The sequence below is a fragment of the Streptomyces sp. NPDC043176 genome (assembly GCF_056436715.1).
The window spans coordinates 196,623-214,375 of sequence record NZ_JBWKCA010000001.1; the positions used below are offsets into that span (position 1 = coordinate 196,623).

Annotated in this window: 15 protein-coding genes; 10 read left to right on the forward strand and 5 right to left on the reverse strand. The window is 74.6% G+C overall.

The genetic code is table 11. From position 1 onward, the window contains the following. Nucleotides 1-3,043 (reverse strand): DEAD/DEAH box helicase (locus AC067A_RS00925; RefSeq protein WP_478612677.1); only part of this gene is annotated, 3,043 nt, incomplete at its 3' end. Nucleotides 3,044-3,223: 180 nt separating this feature from the next. On the opposite strand from AC067A_RS00925, the gene AC067A_RS00930 reads away from it, so the two are divergent. Beyond that, nucleotides 3,224-3,946, forward strand: a complete 723-nt coding sequence (locus tag AC067A_RS00930) for a ferritin-like fold-containing protein (protein ID WP_478612680.1) — start codon at nucleotides 3,224-3,226, stop codon at nucleotides 3,944-3,946. Between the two features lie 55 nt (nucleotides 3,947-4,001). Here the strand turns inward: AC067A_RS00930 and AC067A_RS00935 are convergent, their stop codons facing one another. The 4 genes from AC067A_RS00935 to AC067A_RS00950 form a co-directional block, all read right to left on the reverse strand. Further along, nucleotides 4,002-4,271, reverse strand: a complete 270-nt coding sequence (locus AC067A_RS00935) for a hypothetical protein (protein ID WP_478612682.1) — start codon at nucleotides 4,269-4,271, stop codon at nucleotides 4,002-4,004. A gap of 278 nt (nucleotides 4,272-4,549) precedes the next feature. Beyond that, a complete protein-coding gene (locus tag AC067A_RS00940; protein ID WP_478612685.1) occupies nucleotides 4,550-4,777 on the reverse strand; it encodes a DUF3107 domain-containing protein in 228 nt (75 codons plus the stop codon). Between the two features lie 127 nt (nucleotides 4,778-4,904). Beyond that, nucleotides 4,905-5,564 carry a TetR/AcrR family transcriptional regulator gene (locus AC067A_RS00945; RefSeq protein ID WP_478612688.1) on the reverse strand — a complete coding sequence of 220 codons (660 nt, stop codon included), beginning with the start codon at nucleotides 5,562-5,564 and terminating at the stop codon, nucleotides 4,905-4,907. 146 nt (nucleotides 5,565-5,710) lie between these two features. Next, complete coding sequence (locus AC067A_RS00950) at nucleotides 5,711-5,926, reverse strand: hypothetical protein (protein WP_478612690.1); 216 nt, start codon at nucleotides 5,924-5,926, stop codon at nucleotides 5,711-5,713. A gap of 140 nt (nucleotides 5,927-6,066) precedes the next feature. Here AC067A_RS00950 and AC067A_RS00955 point away from each other — a divergent pair, with 140 nt between their 5' ends. The 9 genes from AC067A_RS00955 to AC067A_RS00995 all read left to right on the forward strand — a co-directional run bounded on the left by AC067A_RS00955 (nucleotide 6,067) and on the right by AC067A_RS00995 (nucleotide 17,726). Then, nucleotides 6,067-7,032: an alpha/beta fold hydrolase gene (locus AC067A_RS00955; RefSeq protein WP_478612693.1), complete on the forward strand. Its 966-nt coding sequence runs from the start codon at nucleotides 6,067-6,069 to the stop codon at nucleotides 7,030-7,032. Between the two features lie 9 nt (nucleotides 7,033-7,041). Beyond that, nucleotides 7,042-8,457 carry a DUF3152 domain-containing protein gene (locus tag AC067A_RS00960; protein WP_478612696.1) on the forward strand — a complete coding sequence of 472 codons (1,416 nt, stop codon included), beginning with the start codon at nucleotides 7,042-7,044 and terminating at the stop codon, nucleotides 8,455-8,457. Nucleotides 8,458-8,558: 101 nt separating this feature from the next. Next, entirely contained in the window at nucleotides 8,559-8,654 is a 96-nt protein-coding gene (locus AC067A_RS00965; RefSeq protein WP_478612699.1) for an Ms4533A family Cys-rich leader peptide, read from the forward strand. Nucleotides 8,655-8,844: 190 nt separating this feature from the next. Then, entirely contained in the window at nucleotides 8,845-10,572 is a 1,728-nt protein-coding gene (locus tag AC067A_RS00970; RefSeq protein WP_478612702.1) for an ABC transporter substrate-binding protein, read from the forward strand. After that, a complete protein-coding gene (locus tag AC067A_RS00975) occupies nucleotides 10,569-11,561 on the forward strand; it encodes an ABC transporter permease (RefSeq protein WP_478612705.1) in 993 nt (330 codons plus the stop codon). The genes AC067A_RS00970 and AC067A_RS00975 overlap by 4 nt, the downstream gene beginning before the upstream one ends. Further along, the gene (locus tag AC067A_RS00980) at nucleotides 11,543-12,532 is read left to right on the forward strand and encodes an ABC transporter permease (RefSeq protein ID WP_478612708.1); all 990 of its coding nucleotides are present in this window, start codon (nucleotides 11,543-11,545) and stop codon (nucleotides 12,530-12,532) included. The genes AC067A_RS00975 and AC067A_RS00980 overlap by 19 nt, the downstream gene beginning before the upstream one ends. Then, on the forward strand, nucleotides 12,529-14,232 hold the full coding sequence (locus AC067A_RS00985) for a dipeptide ABC transporter ATP-binding protein (RefSeq protein WP_478612711.1): 1,704 nt from the start codon (nucleotides 12,529-12,531) through the stop codon (nucleotides 14,230-14,232). The genes AC067A_RS00980 and AC067A_RS00985 overlap by 4 nt, the downstream gene beginning before the upstream one ends. A gap of 250 nt (nucleotides 14,233-14,482) precedes the next feature. Beyond that, nucleotides 14,483-16,228, forward strand: a complete 1,746-nt coding sequence (locus AC067A_RS00990; RefSeq protein WP_478613476.1) for a DUF3492 domain-containing protein — start codon at nucleotides 14,483-14,485, stop codon at nucleotides 16,226-16,228. Between the two features lie 13 nt (nucleotides 16,229-16,241). After that, complete coding sequence (locus tag AC067A_RS00995) at nucleotides 16,242-17,726, forward strand: hypothetical protein (RefSeq protein ID WP_478612714.1); 1,485 nt, start codon at nucleotides 16,242-16,244, stop codon at nucleotides 17,724-17,726. The last annotated feature ends 27 nt before the right edge of the window (nucleotides 17,727-17,753 follow it).

Genomic DNA, 17,753 nt, shown 5'->3' on the forward strand with positions numbered 1-17,753 from the left:
CCTTGCGGGCGGTGCGGCGGGCGCGAGGGGCCTTGGGGGCTTCCTCGACGACCGGCTCGGTGACCGCAGGTTCGGCGGCGGCCGGGGCCTCGGCGGCAGGCGCCTCGGTGGTGGCCGGGGAGCCGGTGGCCTTGCGGGCGGTGCGGCGGGCGCGAGGGGCCTTGGGGGCTTCCTCGACGACCGGCTCGGTGACCGCAGGTTCGGCGGCGGCCGGGGCCTCGGCGGTAGCCGCCTCGGTGGTGGCCGGGGAGCCGGTGGCCTTGCGGGCGGTGCGGCGGGCGCGGGGAGCCTTGGGGGCTTCCTCGACGATCGTCGCGGTGACCGCGGATTCGGCGGCCGGGGCCTCGACCGCAGGCGCCTCGGCGGTCACCGGGGAACCCGCGGGCCGGCGGGCCGTGCGACGGCCGCGCGGGGCCTTGGGGGCCTCCTCGACGACCGGCTCGGCGACCGGCTCGGCCACGGGGGCCTCGGCCGCGGGGGCCTCGGTGGTCACCGGGGGGCCGGCGGGCCGGCGGGCGGCGCGACGGCCGCGGGGAGCCTTGGGGGCCTCCTCGACGACCGGCGCGGCGACGGGCTCGGCGGCGACGGGTGCCGCGACGGGCTCGGCGGCGGGCGCCTCGGCCACGGGGGCCTCGGCCACCGGCGCGTTGGTGGCGGCGCGGACCGCGCGGCGGCGGCGCGGCGCCGGGACCTCGGCCGTGACCTCGGGGGCCTGGGCCGACGGGGCCTCGACGGCCGGGGCGGCGGCCTGCTGGACGACCTGCTCGGTCACCGGGGACCCGGTGGCCTTCCGCGTCGCGCGGCGGCGCGGAGCCCTCTTCGGCTCCTCCACGGCCGGCGTCTCGACGACGGGCGCCTTCTCGACGGCGGCGGGAGCGGCGGCGCGCAGGGCGGCCGCTGCGGTCTCGACGGTCTGGAAGGAACCGGTGTCCTCGACGGGCCGGACCACGCGCGGACGGCGGCGGCGCGGGGCCGGAGCCGACTCCTGGGCCGCCGGGGCCTGGGCGACCGGCGCGGCCGTCACGGACTCCTGGCGGGGAGTACGGCCACGGCGACGGGGGGCCTTCGGCTCCTCCGCCTGAGTGGCGGCGACCGGCGCCTTGACCGGAGCGGTCCGGGCGGTGGGCGCCGACGCGGCCTCGACCGGGGCGGCCGGGGCCGACGCGGCCTCGACGGGAGCGGTCTCGGCGACGGGGGTCGACTCGACCTTGACCGGGGTGGCCTGGGCGACCGGAATCGCCGGAGCGGCCTGGGCCACCGGCGCGGCGCCCGGGGCGCCGACGCGGGTACGGCGACGGCGGCGCGGGGTGCGGGGGCCGGACTCGGTCCGGGTCTCGTCCGCCGCGGAAGCCGCCGGAGCCGCCGGAGCGTCGGTCACGACCGCCGGGGCAGCCGAGACGGGGGCAGCCGAGACGGGGGCAGCCGAGACCGGGGCCTCGTCCGCGCCGCCGCCGCGGGTGCGCCGGCGCTGACGCGGGGTGCGCGTGCGCTCCGGGCGCTCCTCGGTCCGCTCGACGGCCTTCGGGCCGCGCGCACGGCGACCGCCGGGCTCGCCCAGGTCCTCCAGCTCCTCCGCGCCCAGACCCGCGCGGGTCCGCTCGGCGCGGGGCAGGACGCCCTTGGTGCCCGCCGGGATGTCGAGCTCCTCGAAGAGGTGCGAGGAGCTGGAGTACGTCTCGACCGGGTCGTGGAAGTCCAGGCCGAGCGCCTTGTTGATGAGCTGCCAGCGCGGGATGTCGTCCCAGTCGACCAGCGTCACCGCGGTGCCCTTGGCACCCGCGCGGCCGGTGCGGCCGACGCGGTGGAGGAACGTCTTCTCGTCCTCCGGCGACTGGTAGTTGATGACGTGCGTGACGCCCTCGACGTCGATGCCGCGCGCGGCGACGTCGGTGCAGACGAGCACGTCGACCTTGCCGTTGCGGAAGGCGCGCAGCGCCTGCTCGCGGGCGCCCTGGCCGAGGTCGCCGTGGACGGCGCCGGAGGCGAAGCCGCGACGCTCCAGCTGCTCGGCGATGTCGGCCGCCGTGCGCTTCGTACGGCAGAAGATCATCGCGAGCCCGCGGCCGTTGGCCTGCAGGATGCGGGAGACCATCTCCGGCTTGTCCATGTTGTGCGCGCGGTAGACGTGCTGCTTGATGTTGGCGACGGTCACGCCCTCGCCGTCGGGCGAGGTGGCGCGGATGTGCGTCGGCTGCGACATGTAGCGGCGGGCCAGACCGATGACGGCGCCCGGCATGGTGGCCGAGAACAGCATCGTCTGGCGCTTCGCCGGAAGCATGTTCATGATCTTCTCGACGTCGGGCAGGAAGCCCAGGTCGAGCATCTCGTCGGCCTCGTCCAGGACGAGGACCTTGACGTGGGAGAGGTCGAGCTTGCGCTGGCCGGCCAGGTCGAGCAGGCGGCCGGGGGTGCCGACGACGACGTCGACGCCCTTCTTCAGCGCCTCGACCTGGGGCTCGTACGCCCGGCCGCCGTAGATGGCGAGCACGCGGACGTTGCGGACCTTGCCGGCGGTCAGGAGGTCGTTGGTGACCTGCTGGCACAGCTCGCGGGTGGGGACGACGACGAGCGCCTGCGGGGCGTCGGTCAGCTGCTCGGGCTTCGCCCGGCCGGCCTCGACGTCCATGGGGACGGTCACGCGCTCCAGGATCGGCAGACCGAAACCGAGGGTCTTGCCCGTGCCGGTCTTGGCCTGGCCGATGACGTCGGTGCCGGTGAGGGCGACCGGAAGGGTCATCTCCTGGATGGGGAAGGGGTTGACGATGCCGACGGCCTCAAGGGCCTCGGCCGTCTCGGGGAGGATTCCGAGCTCTCGGAAAGTCGTAGTCAGGGTGCTGCCTCTTCTGTGAGACGCGGGGCGAGGCGAACGAAGGGGGTCGTACCGTGCCGGGATCCTTCCGGCGGGATCGTGGAGATCGCTGCCGGGTGGCACGGGACCACTGCCGTCGCTCGAGCGTCGTACCGCTGAGGGTGACCCTTCCGCGGGTCCGCCGGAAGGGCTGTCGGGCCGGAGCCGATCGGGCCACCGACCGGGCATCCTCATTCATGAGTCGGCCCACGGGGTACGTCCGAACGTGCGAAAGCATGTCCGCATACTCAGCAGGCGCCTTATCACTGTACCCCGGAATCGCGCATGTGTGTCGGGAGAAAACGTGATGAGGGCACGGTCACACTGACTGACCAGGACCTTACGGGGGACCGCGGGCGGGCTATTGTGCGCTCCATGGAGACGCCTGACAACGCCACACCCACCGGGATCGCCGCAGAGGACTGGGCCACGGCATCCGCCGAGCCGCAGTACCGCGCCGCCGTGATCGACCTCCTCGGCGCCCTCGCCTACGGAGAGCTGGCGGCCTTCGAGCGGCTCGCCGAGGACGCCAAGCTGGCGCCCACCCTCGCGGACAAGGCGGAGCTGGCGAAGATGGCCTCGGCCGAGTTCCACCACTTCGAGCAGCTGCGGGGCCGCCTCGCGGCCATCGACGTGGAGCCGACCACCGCGATGGAGCCCTTCGCCAAGGCGCTCGACGACTTCCACCGTCTGACCGCTCCGTCGGACTGGCTGGAGGGCCTGGTCAAGGCGTACGTGGGCGACTCCATCGCCAGCGACTTCTACCGGGAGGTCGCGGCCCGGCTCGACTCCGACACGCGCGGACTCGTCCTCTCCGTGCTCGACGACACCGGCCACGGCAACTTCGCCGTGGAGAAGGTCCGCGCCGCCATCGACGCCGACCCGCGCGTCGGCGGCCGGCTCGCGCTCTGGGCGCGCCGTCTGATGGGCGAGGCGCTCTCGCAGGCCCAGCGCGTGGTCGCCGAGCGCGACGCGCTGTCCACGATGCTGGTCGGCGGCGTGGCGGACGGCTTCGACCTCGCGGAGGTCGGCCGGATGTTCTCCCGCATCACCGAGGCCCACACCAAGCGCATGGCCGCGCTCGGCCTCGCCGCGTAACGACGTCAGGCACCCCGGCCCGGCACGGCCGCCGGAAGAAGGCGGATCGCGCTCCTCACGCCGCCGCTGATCGGCGCAGGCGGCGTGAGGCGGGCCGGACGAGCAGCGAGAGCAGGACCGCCGCCACGGCCACCGCGCCGATCAGCGTGGCGAGGAAGTGGCCGGGGCCCAGGGCCCCGTGGGTGACGAGCGCGCCGAACACCCCGCCGAGCGTGCCGGTGGCGAGGACCCTCCCCCGGACGGGGAGGCGGTCGGTGAGCCGCTGCGCGGCGACCCAGGCCAGGGCGAAACCGAGCAGGGCGGAACCGAGGGCTTCCAGGAACACGGCGGATCACCTCGCGGGGTGCTGCGGGGCGGGTGGTGCGGTCGCAGACCTCCTACCCCCCGGGCCCGGAACACAATCCTCCCGTACCCCCTGACGTGGCCATACGGGCCTGCGGGCGGCCCGGCGCGAGACGGACGCGGGACGTGGGCGGGGACGTACGCGGGACCCCGCGGGGCAGCCGCCGAGGGCGGGACGCACGCACGGCGGGCGTACGACCAGGACATGCGAAAGGCCCGGTGGACCGAGACGGTCCACCGGGCCTTTCGCTCGACCCTGGCTCAGAGCGCGCCGAAACCCACGCGGCGGACGGCGGGCTCACCGAGCTCCACGTACGCGATCTTCTCGGCGGGAACGAGGACCTTGCGGCCCTTCTCGTCCGAGAGACTGAGCAGCTGCGACTTTCCGGCCAGTGCGTCGGCCACCGCGCGCTCCACCTCCTCGGCGGACTGCCCGCACTCCAGAACGATCTCCCGGGGTGCGTGCTGCACGCCGATCTTGACCTCCACGGCTATGTCCCTCCGAACGGTCAGCGTTGCGCGATTGTTTGCGCCGTACGCTGCACACATTAGCCCGGTGAGGGGACGCGCACGGCGCAGCCGCGGCACGCCAGGAGCGAACAGCCCACGGGAATGCTCAGTGGCCCTCGGCGCTCAGCAGGCCGTCCACCGGGTGCAGCGGGAAGCCGGCGATGCCGCGCCAGGCGAGCGAGGTGAGGAGGGCGACCGCCTGGTCGCGGGGGATCTTGGACTCGCTCGACAGCCAGTAGCGGGCGACGACCTGGGAGACGCCGCCGAGCCCCACGGCGAGCAGCATCGACTCGTCCTTGGACAGCCCGGTGTCCTCGGCGATGACGTCGGAGATCGCCTCGGCGCACTGCAGGCTCACCCGGTCCACGCGCTCGCGTACGGCGGGCTCGTTGGTCAGGTCGGACTCGAAGACGAGACGGAAGGCACCGCCCTCGTCCTCCACGTAGGCGAAGTACGCGTCCATCGTCGCCGCCACACGGAGCTTGTTGTCCGTGGTGGAGGCGAGGGCCGTGCGCACCGCGAGGAGCAGCGCCTCGCAGTGCTGGTCGAGCAGGGCCAGGTACAGCTCGAGCTTCCCGGGGAAGTGCTGGTAGAGGACCGGCTTGCTGACACCGGCCCGCTCGGCGATGTCGTCCATCGCGGCCGAGTGGTACCCCTGGGCGACGAAGACCTCCTGGGCCGCGCCGAGCAGCTGGTTCCGTCGGGCACGTCGCGGCAGGCGCGTGCCCCGAGGGCGTGCTGCCTCTGTCTGCTCGATGGCGCTCACGCGGCCTCCCAAGAATCGATCCATGCGCGCTGTCGCGCCGCGCCGCCATCGTACTTTTGGGTAACCCGGCTGTGCGCGGTGCGAACGCAGAATTTCACGGACCGGACGTCCGGGTCGACAGTCGATTCAAGATTAAACCGAACAAATCAGCGGTAGTCGTCTTCGTCCAGGGCGACCACACGCGCCTGTTCGGACGCGTCGGCCTCGTTCGCGGACTCGTGCTCGATATGGGTGACGGGTTCGTCCTCGCGCTGCTGCAGATCGGTGTGCTGCTCAGCGGCGTCGGCCTCCGGGATTTCCTGCTCCAGCAAGACGACCTCTTCCTCGGTGAATGTGTCCGGCTCGGTCGGATCGACAGTCATGCGGTTCCTTCCGGCACGCGGGTCGCGGTCCTCTCCGATGGCCCTCTCTTCGAGCCTAGGAGCACACGCGTCCCGCCGCACACGCACTTGTGACGGCACCCACACACGGAGCCGCGTGATCGTCTCGTAATATTGCGGCCATGTCCTCGACCGAGCTGCCGGAAAAACGGACCGACGTCGCACCATCCGCGTCGCGGCCGCGCGCCGTACGGGTCGCCGACGGCGAGGAGCTCCGCTCCGTCGAACTGCCCGGGCTCACCCTCAGCGTGCGCACCCGGCCGGGTGACCGGCCCGGCCTGCCGCCCGCGCTGTACGTGCACGGCCTCGGCGGTTCCTCGCAGAACTGGTCCGCCCTGATGCCGCTGCTCGCGGACCAGGTGGACGGCGAGGCGGTCGACCTGCCGGGCTTCGGCGACTCCCCGCCGCCCGACGACGGCAACTACTCGGTCAGGGGACACGCCCGGGCGGTCATCCGGCTCCTGGACGCCGGCGGCCGCGGGCCCGTGCACCTCTTCGGCAACTCGCTGGGCGGCGCGGTCGCCACCCGCGTCGCCGCGGCCCGGCCCGACCTGGTCCGGACCCTGACCCTGATCTCCCCGGCCCTGCCCGAGCTGCGGGCCCAGCGCACCGCCTGGCCCACCGTGATGCTCGCGGTGCCGGGCGTCGCCTCGCTCTTCGCGAAGCTCTCCCGGGACTGGACGCCCGAGCAGCGCGTCCGCGGCGTCCTCGCGCTCTGTTACGGGGACCCCGGCCGGGTCACCGACGAGGGCTTCCTGCACGCCGTCGAGGAGATGGAACGGCGCCTGGAGCTTCCCTATTTCTGGGACGCCATGGCCCGCTCCTCGCGCGGCATCGTCGACGCGTACACGCTCGGCGGCCAGCACGGGCTGTGGCGGCAGGCCGAACGCGTCCTCGCCCCGACGCTCCTCGTCTACGGCGGCCGGGACCGGCTCGTCTCGTACCGGATGGCCCGCAGGGCGGCCGCCGCCTTCCGCGGCTCGCGCCTGCTGACCCTTCCCGACGCGGGACACGTGGCGATGATGGAGTACCCCGAGACGGTCGCCCAGGCCGTGCGGGAACTGATCGCCGACCACGGCGGGAGCTGATCCGGGACCGTGGGACGACACAGTCGCAAGGGCAGCTCGGCGCCCGCCGCACCCCCCGTCCCTCCGGCGGCCGGGCCGGCCCAGGCGCAGACACAGGCACAAGCACAGGCGCCGGTCCAGGCACCGGGCACCGGCCGCCGGCGCAAGGCCCCCGGCAGCACCCAGGAAGCCGGCACCCCGGCGCACGGCACCCCGACGTTCGGCTACGGCGCGTACTCGGGCGCTCCGCACGGAAGCGGTGGTCCGGGCGGGAGCGGCACCGCGGGCAGCGGTGCGTACGGCACCGGTGCGTACGGGTCGGGCCCGGGCACGACCGGTGCCGGCGTCACCCGCGGGAGCGGTACGTACGCCGGCGGGGCCTTCGACACCCCGGCCCACGGCACGCCCGGCACGCCGGCGCACGGTATCCCCGCCTACCGGACCCCCGTGCGGGGCGGCCACCCGCAGCACGAGGAGAGCTCGGCCCCGCCGCCCGGCACGCACCCGGGCCGGCGCGGCGCGCACAGGGGCAGGGCCGCCGAGCAGGCCGACGCCGAGGCGCCGTTCGTCCCCGCCCCCCGCCGTGAGGACGTCGTCGACGCCCCGGACGCGGAGAGCGCGGCGGGCCGTGGCGGCCTCGGCCGCACCCTCACCGGAGTCGCGGCGGCCGGTGTCGCGACCGTCCTCGCCGTCGTCGTCGCGGGTCAGGTCGCCGAGCGGGAGACGACCCCGCCGGTCACGCACGCCGCCGACGGCCCCGCCGAGCGGCCCACCGGCGACACCTCCGCCTCCCGCTCCGACGACCGGGTCGTCCCGGCGAACCCGGTTCCCGTCGTCGTCCCGCCGACGTACGAGCAGCTGATGACCCGCCAGTTCCCCATCGACCCGAAGCTGAAGGGATCCGGTGCCTTCGCCGCGGTGCCGGGCTTCGACAAGGCGCCGGGCAAGGGTCGTCTGATCCGCTACCGGATCGACGTGGAGAAGGGGATCGGACTCGACGCGAAGCTCTTCGCCGACGCCGTGCAGAAGACCCTCAACGACAAGCGGAGCTGGGCCGGCAACGGCGAGATGAAGTTCGAGCGGATTTCCAGTGGGGAACCCGAGTTCGTCATCACGCTCGCCAGCCCGGGCACCACCGGCGAGTGGTGCAGGAAGTCCGGTCTGGATACCACGGTCGACAACGTGTCCTGTGACTCCGCCTCCACCGAACGCGTCATGATCAACGCATTCCGTTGGGCGCGGGGATCGGAGACCTTCGGACCGAAGGCCATGCTCGCCTATCGCCAGATGCTCATCAACCACGAGGTCGGGCACCGGCTCGGGCACAGTCATGTGAGCTGTCGTACGGCCGGGTCGCTCGCGCCCGTGATGCAGCAGCAGACGAAGTCCCTGAACGTGGACGGGATCCCGTGCCGCCCCAACCCCTGGGTGCATCCCGGAAGTTGACGTCTCGCCCGGTCCGGGGATGATCACATGTCGAGACCGTCGTCTCACTCCGGCCGGGAACCGCGTTGACATCGCTCGCGTGTTCGTCCATATTTCTCGGCATGTCGCACCGTCACGCCGTATCCGATCGCGCCGCCATCGAGCTGGCGCTCATCGGCGTGACCGCACACACCGTGTCCGACATTCTCTGTAGCTGAAATCCGCCCGAGCGTCCGTCGGATTTCCGCGTATCCCGCATTGTGCCGACGATCCACCGCGCCCGGGTGTTCCTTCCCCGCAGGCGCGGATTTCGCCATCTCCGAGTGATGCTCCCGGACGACTCCGCTTCTCGCTGCCTGCGTGGAATTCCCTTTTCCCTTCCCGCAGTTCTCCGAGAGGTATTCCCCGATGCGTCAACCGTCCGTCGTTTCGCGCCGCGTGGCAACGGCCGCCGTCAGTCTCGTCCTGGCCTCGGGCGCCGTCGCCTGCGGTCCCGAGGACACGGGCGCCGAGGGCGCTGCCTCCGGCAAGGCCGCGGGCGCCCCGCAGAAGGGCGGCACGCTGACCGTCCTCAACAGCGAGGCCCAGAGCGACTTCGACCCGGCCCGCCTCTACACCTCCGGCGGCGGCAACGTCCCCTCGCTCGTCTTCCGCACCCTCACCACCCGCAACCGCGAGGCGGGCGCCGCCGGCACCCAGGTCGTCCCCGACCTCGCCACCGACACCGGCCGCCCCAACAAGGACGCCACGGAGTGGACGTACACGCTGAAGGAGGGCCTGAAGTTCGAGGACGGCACGCCCATCACCAGCGCCGACGTCAAGTACGGCATCGAGCGGTCCTTCGCGGCCGAGCTCTCCGGCGGCGCCCCCTACCTGCGGGACTGGCTGATCGGCGGCGACACCTACCAGGGCTCCTACAAGGACCCCAAGGGCCTCGCGTCGATCGTCACCCCCGACGCCAGGACCATCGTCTTCAAACTGAGGAAGCCCGAGGGCGAGTTCCCCTTCGTCGCCACCCAGACCCAGTTCGCCCCGGTCCCGAAGGCCAAGGACACCGGCGCCAAGTACGAGGAGCACCCCGTCTCCTCCGGCCCGTACAAGGTCGTCGAGAACAAGAACGACGGGGAGCGCCTCGTCCTCGAGCGCAACGAGCACTGGGACCCGAAGACCGACGAGGAGCGCAAGGCCTACCCCGACAGGATCGACGTCAGGTCCGGACTCGACGAGGCCGTCATCAACCAGCGGCTCGCCACCTCCTCCGGCGCCGACTCCGCCGCCGTCACCACCGACACCAACCTCGGCCCGGCCGAACTGGCCCAGATCGGCTCCGACAAGGCCCTCGCCGCCCGCGTCGGCACCGGCCACTTCGGCTTCACCAACTACCTCGCCTTCAACCCCAAGGTGAAGCCCTTCGACAACCCGAAGGTCCGCCAGGCCATCTCCTACGCGGTCAACCGCACCAGCGTCGTCAACGCGGCCGGCGGCTCCGCCCTCGCCGAGCCCGCCACCACCTTCCTGCCCGAGCAGAAGGCCTTCGGCTTCACGCCGTACGACCACTTCCCGGCCGGGAAGACCGGTGACCCGGCGAAGGCCAGGCAACTCCTCAAGGAAGCCGGTCACCCGAACGGGCTCACCGTCACCCTGCTGCACTCCACCGCCCAGAACCGCGCCACCAGCCCCGAGATCGCCACCGCCGTCCAGGAGGCCCTCGGCAAGGCCGGCATCACCGTCAAGCTCGACGGCCAGGAGCCCAACTCCTTCAACGAGAAGCGCTGGAGCGTCAAGGACGCCCCCGGCTTCTTCCTCTCCCGCTGGGGCGCCGACTGGCCCGCCGGCGGCCCGTTCCTCGCGCCGATCTTCGACGGCCGCCAGATCGTCACCGACGGCTCCAACTACAACCACGCCCAGCTGAACGACCCGGCGGTCAACAAGGAGATCGACGAGATCAACAAGCTGACCGACCTCAAGGCCGCCGCCCCCCGCTGGGGCGCCCTCGACAGCAGGATCGGCGAGCAGGCGCTCGACGTGCCCCTCTTCCACCCCGTCTACAAGCGGCTCGTCGGCAAGGACGTCAAGAACGTCGTCATCAGCGACTGGACCGGCGTCCTCGACATCTCGCAGGTCGCGGTCAAGTGACCACGCCGACCGACACGTCGGCGCCCGTGGCGGGCACCCCCGCCACGGGCGCCGCCCGGCAGGCCTGGCGGCGGCTGCGCACCCGCCCCGCCGCGCTCGTCTCCGCCGCCGTCCTCCTGCTGCTCGTCGGGCTCGCCCTCGCCGCCCCGCTGCTCGCCGCCCTCGCGGGCCAGGACCCGAACGCGTACCACGACGACCTCGTCGACTCGGCCCGCGGCGGCGTCCCGTACGGCGCCTTCGGCGGGGCGAGCGCCGACCACTGGCTCGGCGTCGAACCCGGCACGGGACGCGACCTGTTCGTCCGCCTCCTCTACGGGGCCCGGATCTCGCTGCTCGTCGCCGTCGGCGCCACCGTCGTCCAGGTCCTCGTCGGCCTGCTCCTCGGACTCGCCGCCGGACTCGGCAACCGCTGGGTCGACGGCGCGCTCGGCCGGGTCACCGACGTCTTCCTCGCCCTGCCGTTCCTCGTCCTCGCCATCGCGCTCACCGCGGTCGTCCCCCGCGACTTCCCGCGCCCGCTGCTGCTCATCCTGGTCATCGGACTGCTCGGCTGGGCCGGCACCTCCAGGATCGTGCGGGCCCAGACCCTCACCCTCAAGGGCCTCGACTTCGTCGCCGCCTCACGGCTCGCCGGCTCCGGCCGGTGGCGGACCGCCCGGCGCGAGCTGCTGCCCTCGCTCGCCGCGCCCGTCATCACGTACGCGGCGATCCTCGTCCCCACCAACATCGTCGTCGAGGCCTCGCTCTCCTTCCTCGGCGTGGGCGTCACCCCGCCCACCCCCTCCTGGGGCCAGATGCTGTCCACCGCGCAGACCTGGTTCCGGGCCGACCCGGCGTACGTGCTGCTCCCGGCCGGACTGCTCTTCACGACCGTGCTCGCCTTCACCGTCCTCGGCGACGCGGTCCGCACCGCCCTCGACCCCCGCGAGGCCGGCCGGCTCGGCGTGGGCACGCGAAAGGAGACCGCCCGATGGCCCGCTACGTCCTGAAGCGGCTCGGGGGCGCCGCCCTCGTCCTCCTCGCGCTGTCCGTCCTCGTCTACGCGCTGTTCTACGTCGTCCCCGGCGACCCCGCCCGGCTCGCCTGCGGCGAACGCTGCAACCCGGAGCAGATCGCCCAGGTGCGCCGGCAACTCGGCCTGAACGACAGCGTGTTCGCCCAGTTCCTGCACTTCCTCCAGGGCGTCTTCGCCGGCCGTGACTACTCCACCGGCACCGGCGTCCTGCACTGCGAGGCGCCCTGCCTCGGCCTGTCGTACCAGAACGACCAGCAGGTCACCGAACTCGTCCTGGAGCGACTCGGTGCCACCGCCTCGCTCGCCCTCGGCGCCATGGTGATCTGGCTCGTCGTCGGCATCGGCACCGGACTGCTCTCCGCGCTCCGCCGCGGCGGGCTCACCGAACGGACCCTCACCGTCCTCACCCTCGCCGGCACCGGCACGCCCGTCTTCATCCTGGGCCTGCTGCTGCTCATGGCGGTCTGCGCCTACCTCCAATGGCTGCCCTTCCCGACCTACGTGCCGCTCGGCGAGGACCCCGAGCAGTGGGCCTGGAACATGCTGCTGCCCTGGCTCACCCTCGGCTTCTTCGAATCCGCCAAATACGCCCGGATCACCCGGAGTTCCACCCTGGAGACACTCGCCGAGGACCACATCCGCACCTTCCGCGCCTACGGCGTGGGGGAGCGGTCCGTCGTCGCCCGGCACGCGCTGCGCGGCGCCGTGCCGCCGGTCATCGCGCTCAGCGCCATCGACCTCGGCACCATGTTCGGCGGGGCCGTGCTGACCGAGTCGCTCTTCGGCATCCCCGGGCTCGGCAAGACCCTCATCGACGGCGTCCGCCACGTCGACCTGCCGGTCGTCGTCGGCATCGTGCTCCTCACCGGGGTCGCCGTGGTCCTCGCGAACGTCGTCGCCGACCTCCTGTACGCCCTCGCCGACCGAAGGGTCGCCCTGACATGACGCTCCCGAACCCCGGCCCCGGCGCCACCGCCCCGCTCGTGGAGGTCGACCGCCTCACCGTCGAGTTCGGCGGGGGAGTGCGGGCCGTCGACGACCTCTCCTTCACCCTGGAGGCCGGCCGCGCCCTGGCCCTCGTCGGCGAGTCCGGCAGCGGCAAGTCGACCGTCGCCGGCGCCCTCCTCGGCCTCCACCGGGGCACCGGCGCCAGGACCGGCGGCACCGTGCGGGTCGGCGGGATCGACGTCGCCGCCGCCGGGCCGGCCGCACTGCGCCGGCTGCGCGGAGGCGTCGCCGCCATGGTCTTCCAGGACCCGCTCTCCGCCCTCGACCCGTACTACGCCGTCGGCGACCAGATCGCCGAGGTGTACCGCGTCCACCATCCCGGATCGAGGAAGGCCGCCCGCGCCCGGGCCGTGGAGGTCCTCGACCGGGTCGGCATCCCCGACGCGGTACGGCGCTCCCGCTCGCGTCCGCACGAGTTCAGCGGCGGCATGCGCCAGCGCGCCCTCCTCGCGATGGCCCTCGCCTGCGAGCCCCGGCTGCTCGTCGCCGACGAACCCACCACCGCCCTCGACGTCACCGTCCAGGCCCAGATCCTCGACCTCCTCCACGAGCTGCGGCGCGAGACGGGCACCGCGCTGCTCCTGGTCACCCACGACGTGGGCGTGGCCGCCGAGAGCGTCGACGACGTCCTCGTCATGCGCGGCGGACGAGAGGTCGAACGAGGCCCGGTGGCAGAGGTGCTGGGCGCGCCGGCGGAGACGTACACCCGCGCGCTGCTCGCCGCCGTGCCCCGGCTCGACGCACCGGCGCGGACCGCCACCGGGGTCGGCGCGAGCTCCGCGCACCTGGCCGGCGGGCCCCGCGATGCCGCCGCTCCGGGGGAGCCGCTCCTCGAAGCCGTCGGGCTGCGGCGGGAGTTCGGCCGGGGCAGGACCGCCGTGACCGCCGTCGACGGGGTGTCCCTCACCGTCCGCGCGGGCGAGACCCTGGGCGTCGTCGGGGAGTCCGGCAGCGGCAAGACCACCCTCGGCCGCATGCTCGTGCGGCTCCTCGACCCGACCGGCGGCCGGCTCCGCTACCGGGGCGCGGAGATCGGCACCGTGTCCGAGCGGGAACTGCGCCCGTACCGCCGCGAGCTCCAGATGGTCTTCCAGGACCCGGTCGCCTCCCTCAACCCGCGCCGCTCCGTCGGCGAGTCGATCGCCGACCCGCTGCGGGTGGCGGGGGAGCGCGACGAGACCCGGATACGGGGGCGGGTGCGGGAGCTGCTGGACCGGGTGGGCCTCGACCCCGACCGGTACGGGGCCTACCCCCACGAGTTCAGCGGCGGCCAGCGCCAGCGCGTCGGCATCGCCCGCGCGCTCGCCGCCGAACCCCGGCTGATCGTCTGCGACGAACCCGTCTCCGCGCTCGACGTCACCACCCAGGCCCAGGTCACCGCCCTGCTCGCCGAGCTCCAGGCGGAACTCGGCCTCGGGCTCGTCTTCATCGCCCACGACCTCGCGGTCGTCCGGCAGGTCAGCGACCGGGTGGCCGTCATGCGCGGCGGCCGGGTCGTCGAACAGGGCACGGTGGCCGAGGTGTACGACGCCCCCCAGGACCCGTACACCCGGCAGCTGCTCGCCGCGGTCCCGTCGCTCGACCCGGTCCTGGCGGCGGAGCGCCGGGGGAGGCGCCGGGAGCCGGCCGCCGCCTGAGGGCGTGCGGGAGAGGCGGCGGGGCGGGTCCGCCCGGGTCCAGGAGAGGCCGCCGCCTGACCCTCCGTGACCGTTCCGCCGCTTAGCGCGACAGAACGCGACCGGGGTGGGAAAGTTACGTGCATTCACCCCTTCCGGTGGTGCGACGGACAACCGTCCGCCGCACCCCCGGTCTCTCCGCTTACGTTCTTCCCGCTGCGAGTCGCCGGACCAACGGTGGCCGCCGTCAAGGGAGATCGGGGGTGTGCTCGTGCGGATCGGAATGCTGACGGAGGGTGGCTACCCGTACGCCACCGGTGAGTCCGGCCCCTGGTGCGACCGGCTCGTACGCGGGCTCGGGCAGCACCAGTTCGACCTCTACGCCCTCGGCGGGCCCGGCACCCCGCTGCCGCTCCCCCCGAACGCCCGCGTCGTGCGCACCGCCGACCTGGAGGGCCCCGACGGGGCCCGCGCACCGAAGAACCGCCTCGAACGGGCCGCCTTCGGCGACGGCCGCGCCGTCCGCCGGGCCTACGGCCGGCGCGAGCGGCGCCGCTTCACCGAGGCCTTCCACGCCCTCGCCACCGGGCTCTGCCACGAGGCCGGCGCCGAGGCGGCGGCCGAAGTCGCCGCGCGAGCCGCGTCCCCGTCCGCCTCCGCCTCCTCGTCCGGCCCCGCGCCGCGGACGGTCGGTACCGATCCCGGCGCGGCCGCCTTCGCCGACGGGCTCTACGCGCTCGCCGAACTCGCCCGCGAGCGGGGCGGGCTGCCCGGCGCGCTCCGCTCCGACGACGCCGTCCGCACCCTGGAGACCGCCTGCCGCGCGCCCGGCGCACGCCGGGGCGCGGCCGCCGCCGGACTCCCCGACCACCTCGCCTTCGCCGACCACCTGGAGCGGGCCCTGCGCCCCCTCTCGCTCGACTGGTACACCGAGGACGCCCTCGGCGCCGCCGACCTCTGCCACGCCGCGGCCGGCGGCACCACCGCGCTCCCCGGCCTGCTGGCCAAACGCTTCTTCGGCACCCCGCTCCTCGTCACCGAGTACGGCGTGCGGCTCCGCGCCCACTACCTCTCGACCGCCGGCGCCGAGCGCTCCGCGCCCCTCCGGGCCCTGCTCGCCGCGCTCCACGGCCGGCTCGCCCGGGAGACGTACCACCAGGCCGCCCTCATCACCCCCGGCAACGCCCACGCCCGCCGCTGGCAGGAGAGGTGCGGCGCCGACCGCGACCGCATCCGCACCGTCCACCCGGGCATGCCCGCCGACCGCTTCGCCGAGGTCGGCGAGGACGAGGAGAGCGGCGACCCGGCCACCCTGGTCTGGGTCGGCCGCGTCGAGCCCGCCAAGGACCTCATCGCCCTCCTCCACGCCTTCGCGGAGATCCGGGCCCGGCAGCCCGACGCCAGGCTGCGGATCGTCGCCGTGCCCGTGCGCGAGCCGGGCGGCGGCGCGTACCTCGCGCACTGCAGGGGACTCGCCGCCCAGCTCTTCCCCGACGAGGCCGCCGGCGCCCACGCCGTCGGCGAGAACCCCGTCACCTTCGAGGAGCTCGGCGGTCCCGAGGCGCCCACCCTGGAGGACACCTACGCCGCCGGCGCCGTGGTCGTCCTCTCCAGCGTCGTCGAGGGCTTCCCCGCGAGCCTCGTCGAGGCCATGTTCTGCGCCCGGGCCACCGTCTCCACCGACGTCGGCGCGGTCGTCGAGATCATCGGCGGCACCGGCCTCGTCGTCCCCCCGCGCAACCCCCGGGCGCTCGCCGACGCCTGTCTCGCGCTGCTCCGCGACCCCGAGCGCCGCCACCGGCTCGGCGCCGCCGCCCGCGCCCGCGCGCTCGAACTCTTCACCGTCGAACAGAACCTGGCCGCGTTCCGCGGCATCTACCTCGAACTCCTCTCCCACGCGCCGGTGCGCCACCGCCCCGGGGACGGCGTGCCCTTCGCCCATCCGGCCGAGGCCCATGTGCCGGGCAGCTGGACGCCGGGGGCCGTGGCCGCGGGCTCAGGAGGTCCCGATGCCTGAAGGAGGCACCCCCATGCCCGGCCCCGCCGCCCCGACGAGCCCCGGAGCGTGGGACGCCCGCTCCGAGGCCCTCCTCGGCACGCCCGCCCTGACCCCGCCCCCCGGCCTCGACCTGCGCGCCCCCGGGGGCCCCGCGCCCCTGCCCCCGGCGGACGCGGACCACGGGGCCCCCGCCGGCCACCCGGACCACGAGGACCGCCCGGAGCACGAGGACCGCGAGGACCGCCCGGACCGCCCGGACCGGACGGAACCGGCCCCCCAGGACGACCCCGTCGCACCGCCGGCCCCCGCGCCGTCCGGGATAGCCGCGGCCCCGGAAGCCGCCGCCGCGCCGCTGCCGGAGCCCGGCCCCGACCGGTTCACCGCCCCGCCCGCCGACCGGCCCGGCGCCCCGGCGCCGGGCGTCGCGTGGCGGGGACGGACGGGCGCCGCGACCCCCGGCGCGCGTGCCGCGGCCCCCCGGCCCCGGCGCGGCAACGCCGACCCCGTCAAGGTGCTCATGCACCGGCACCGGGAGCTCTGCGAGCGGGCCGTGGACCCCCTGGAGATCGCCGCCGGCCTGGAGGCGCAGGGGTTCACGGACCGGACCGCGGCGCGGTTCCGGCACCGGGACGTGTTCTCGCTCGCCGAGGAGCTGTACGCGCGCGTGCCGCGCGGACACGGGAAGGCCGCGCCCGTGACGGCCCCGGAGCGGGACCACGCCCCGTGGGCGCTCGCCGTGTTCGCCCCGGGGGCCGTCGCCGGACTCGCGGGCCTCGGACTGACGTTCACCTACGGGGCGGTGCGGGTCGCCGTCGGGGCGGTCGCGGCCCTCGCGCTCGGCGCGGCGCTGGTCCTCGCCGTCCGCCAGGGACCGTTGCGGGTGCCCGACGGCGGAGCCGTACCCGCCGCCCGGCTCTGGACGCTGTGGCTCCTCGCGTACGCGGTCGGCGGCGACGGACTGCTCGCACAGGTGCTCAGCGGCGGCCCGGACGGGGCCTGGGACCTCACGCCCGGCCCCCTCCTCGGGCTCGCCCTCGCCGTGGCCCCCGCCGCCTGGTGCGCGCACCTCTTCGCGCGCCGCGCGCGCCGCCGCATCGCCGACAGCCGGGGCCTGGCCGACTTCGCCGCCGCCACCCGGCCGCTGCTCCTCGGCACCGTGACCCTCCAGCTGCTCGCCCTCACCGCCCTGCTCGCCGCCACCGCGTTCAGCCCCGGAGCCCTCGCCCTCGGCGCGCTGCTGCTGCTGGCCCGACTGCTCACCGTCCACGGCTTCCCCGAGACCGCCTCCGCGGCACTCGCCGCCGCCTGCGCCGCCGAGGCCCTCGCGCTCGCGAGCGTCCTGGCCGCCCGGGTCCCGCTGCCCGGCTTCGACGGACTCGCCGCCCCGGTGCGCGCCGCCGTCGGGGCCTGGGGAGCCGGGGCCGTACCCACCTTCGTCTGCGGTGCCGCCGCGCTCGGCCTGCTGGCCCACGCGACCGGCGCCCTCGCCCGGGCCTCGGCCCACGCCACCCCGTGAGAACCCCGCCGCGGGCCGCCCGCGCGA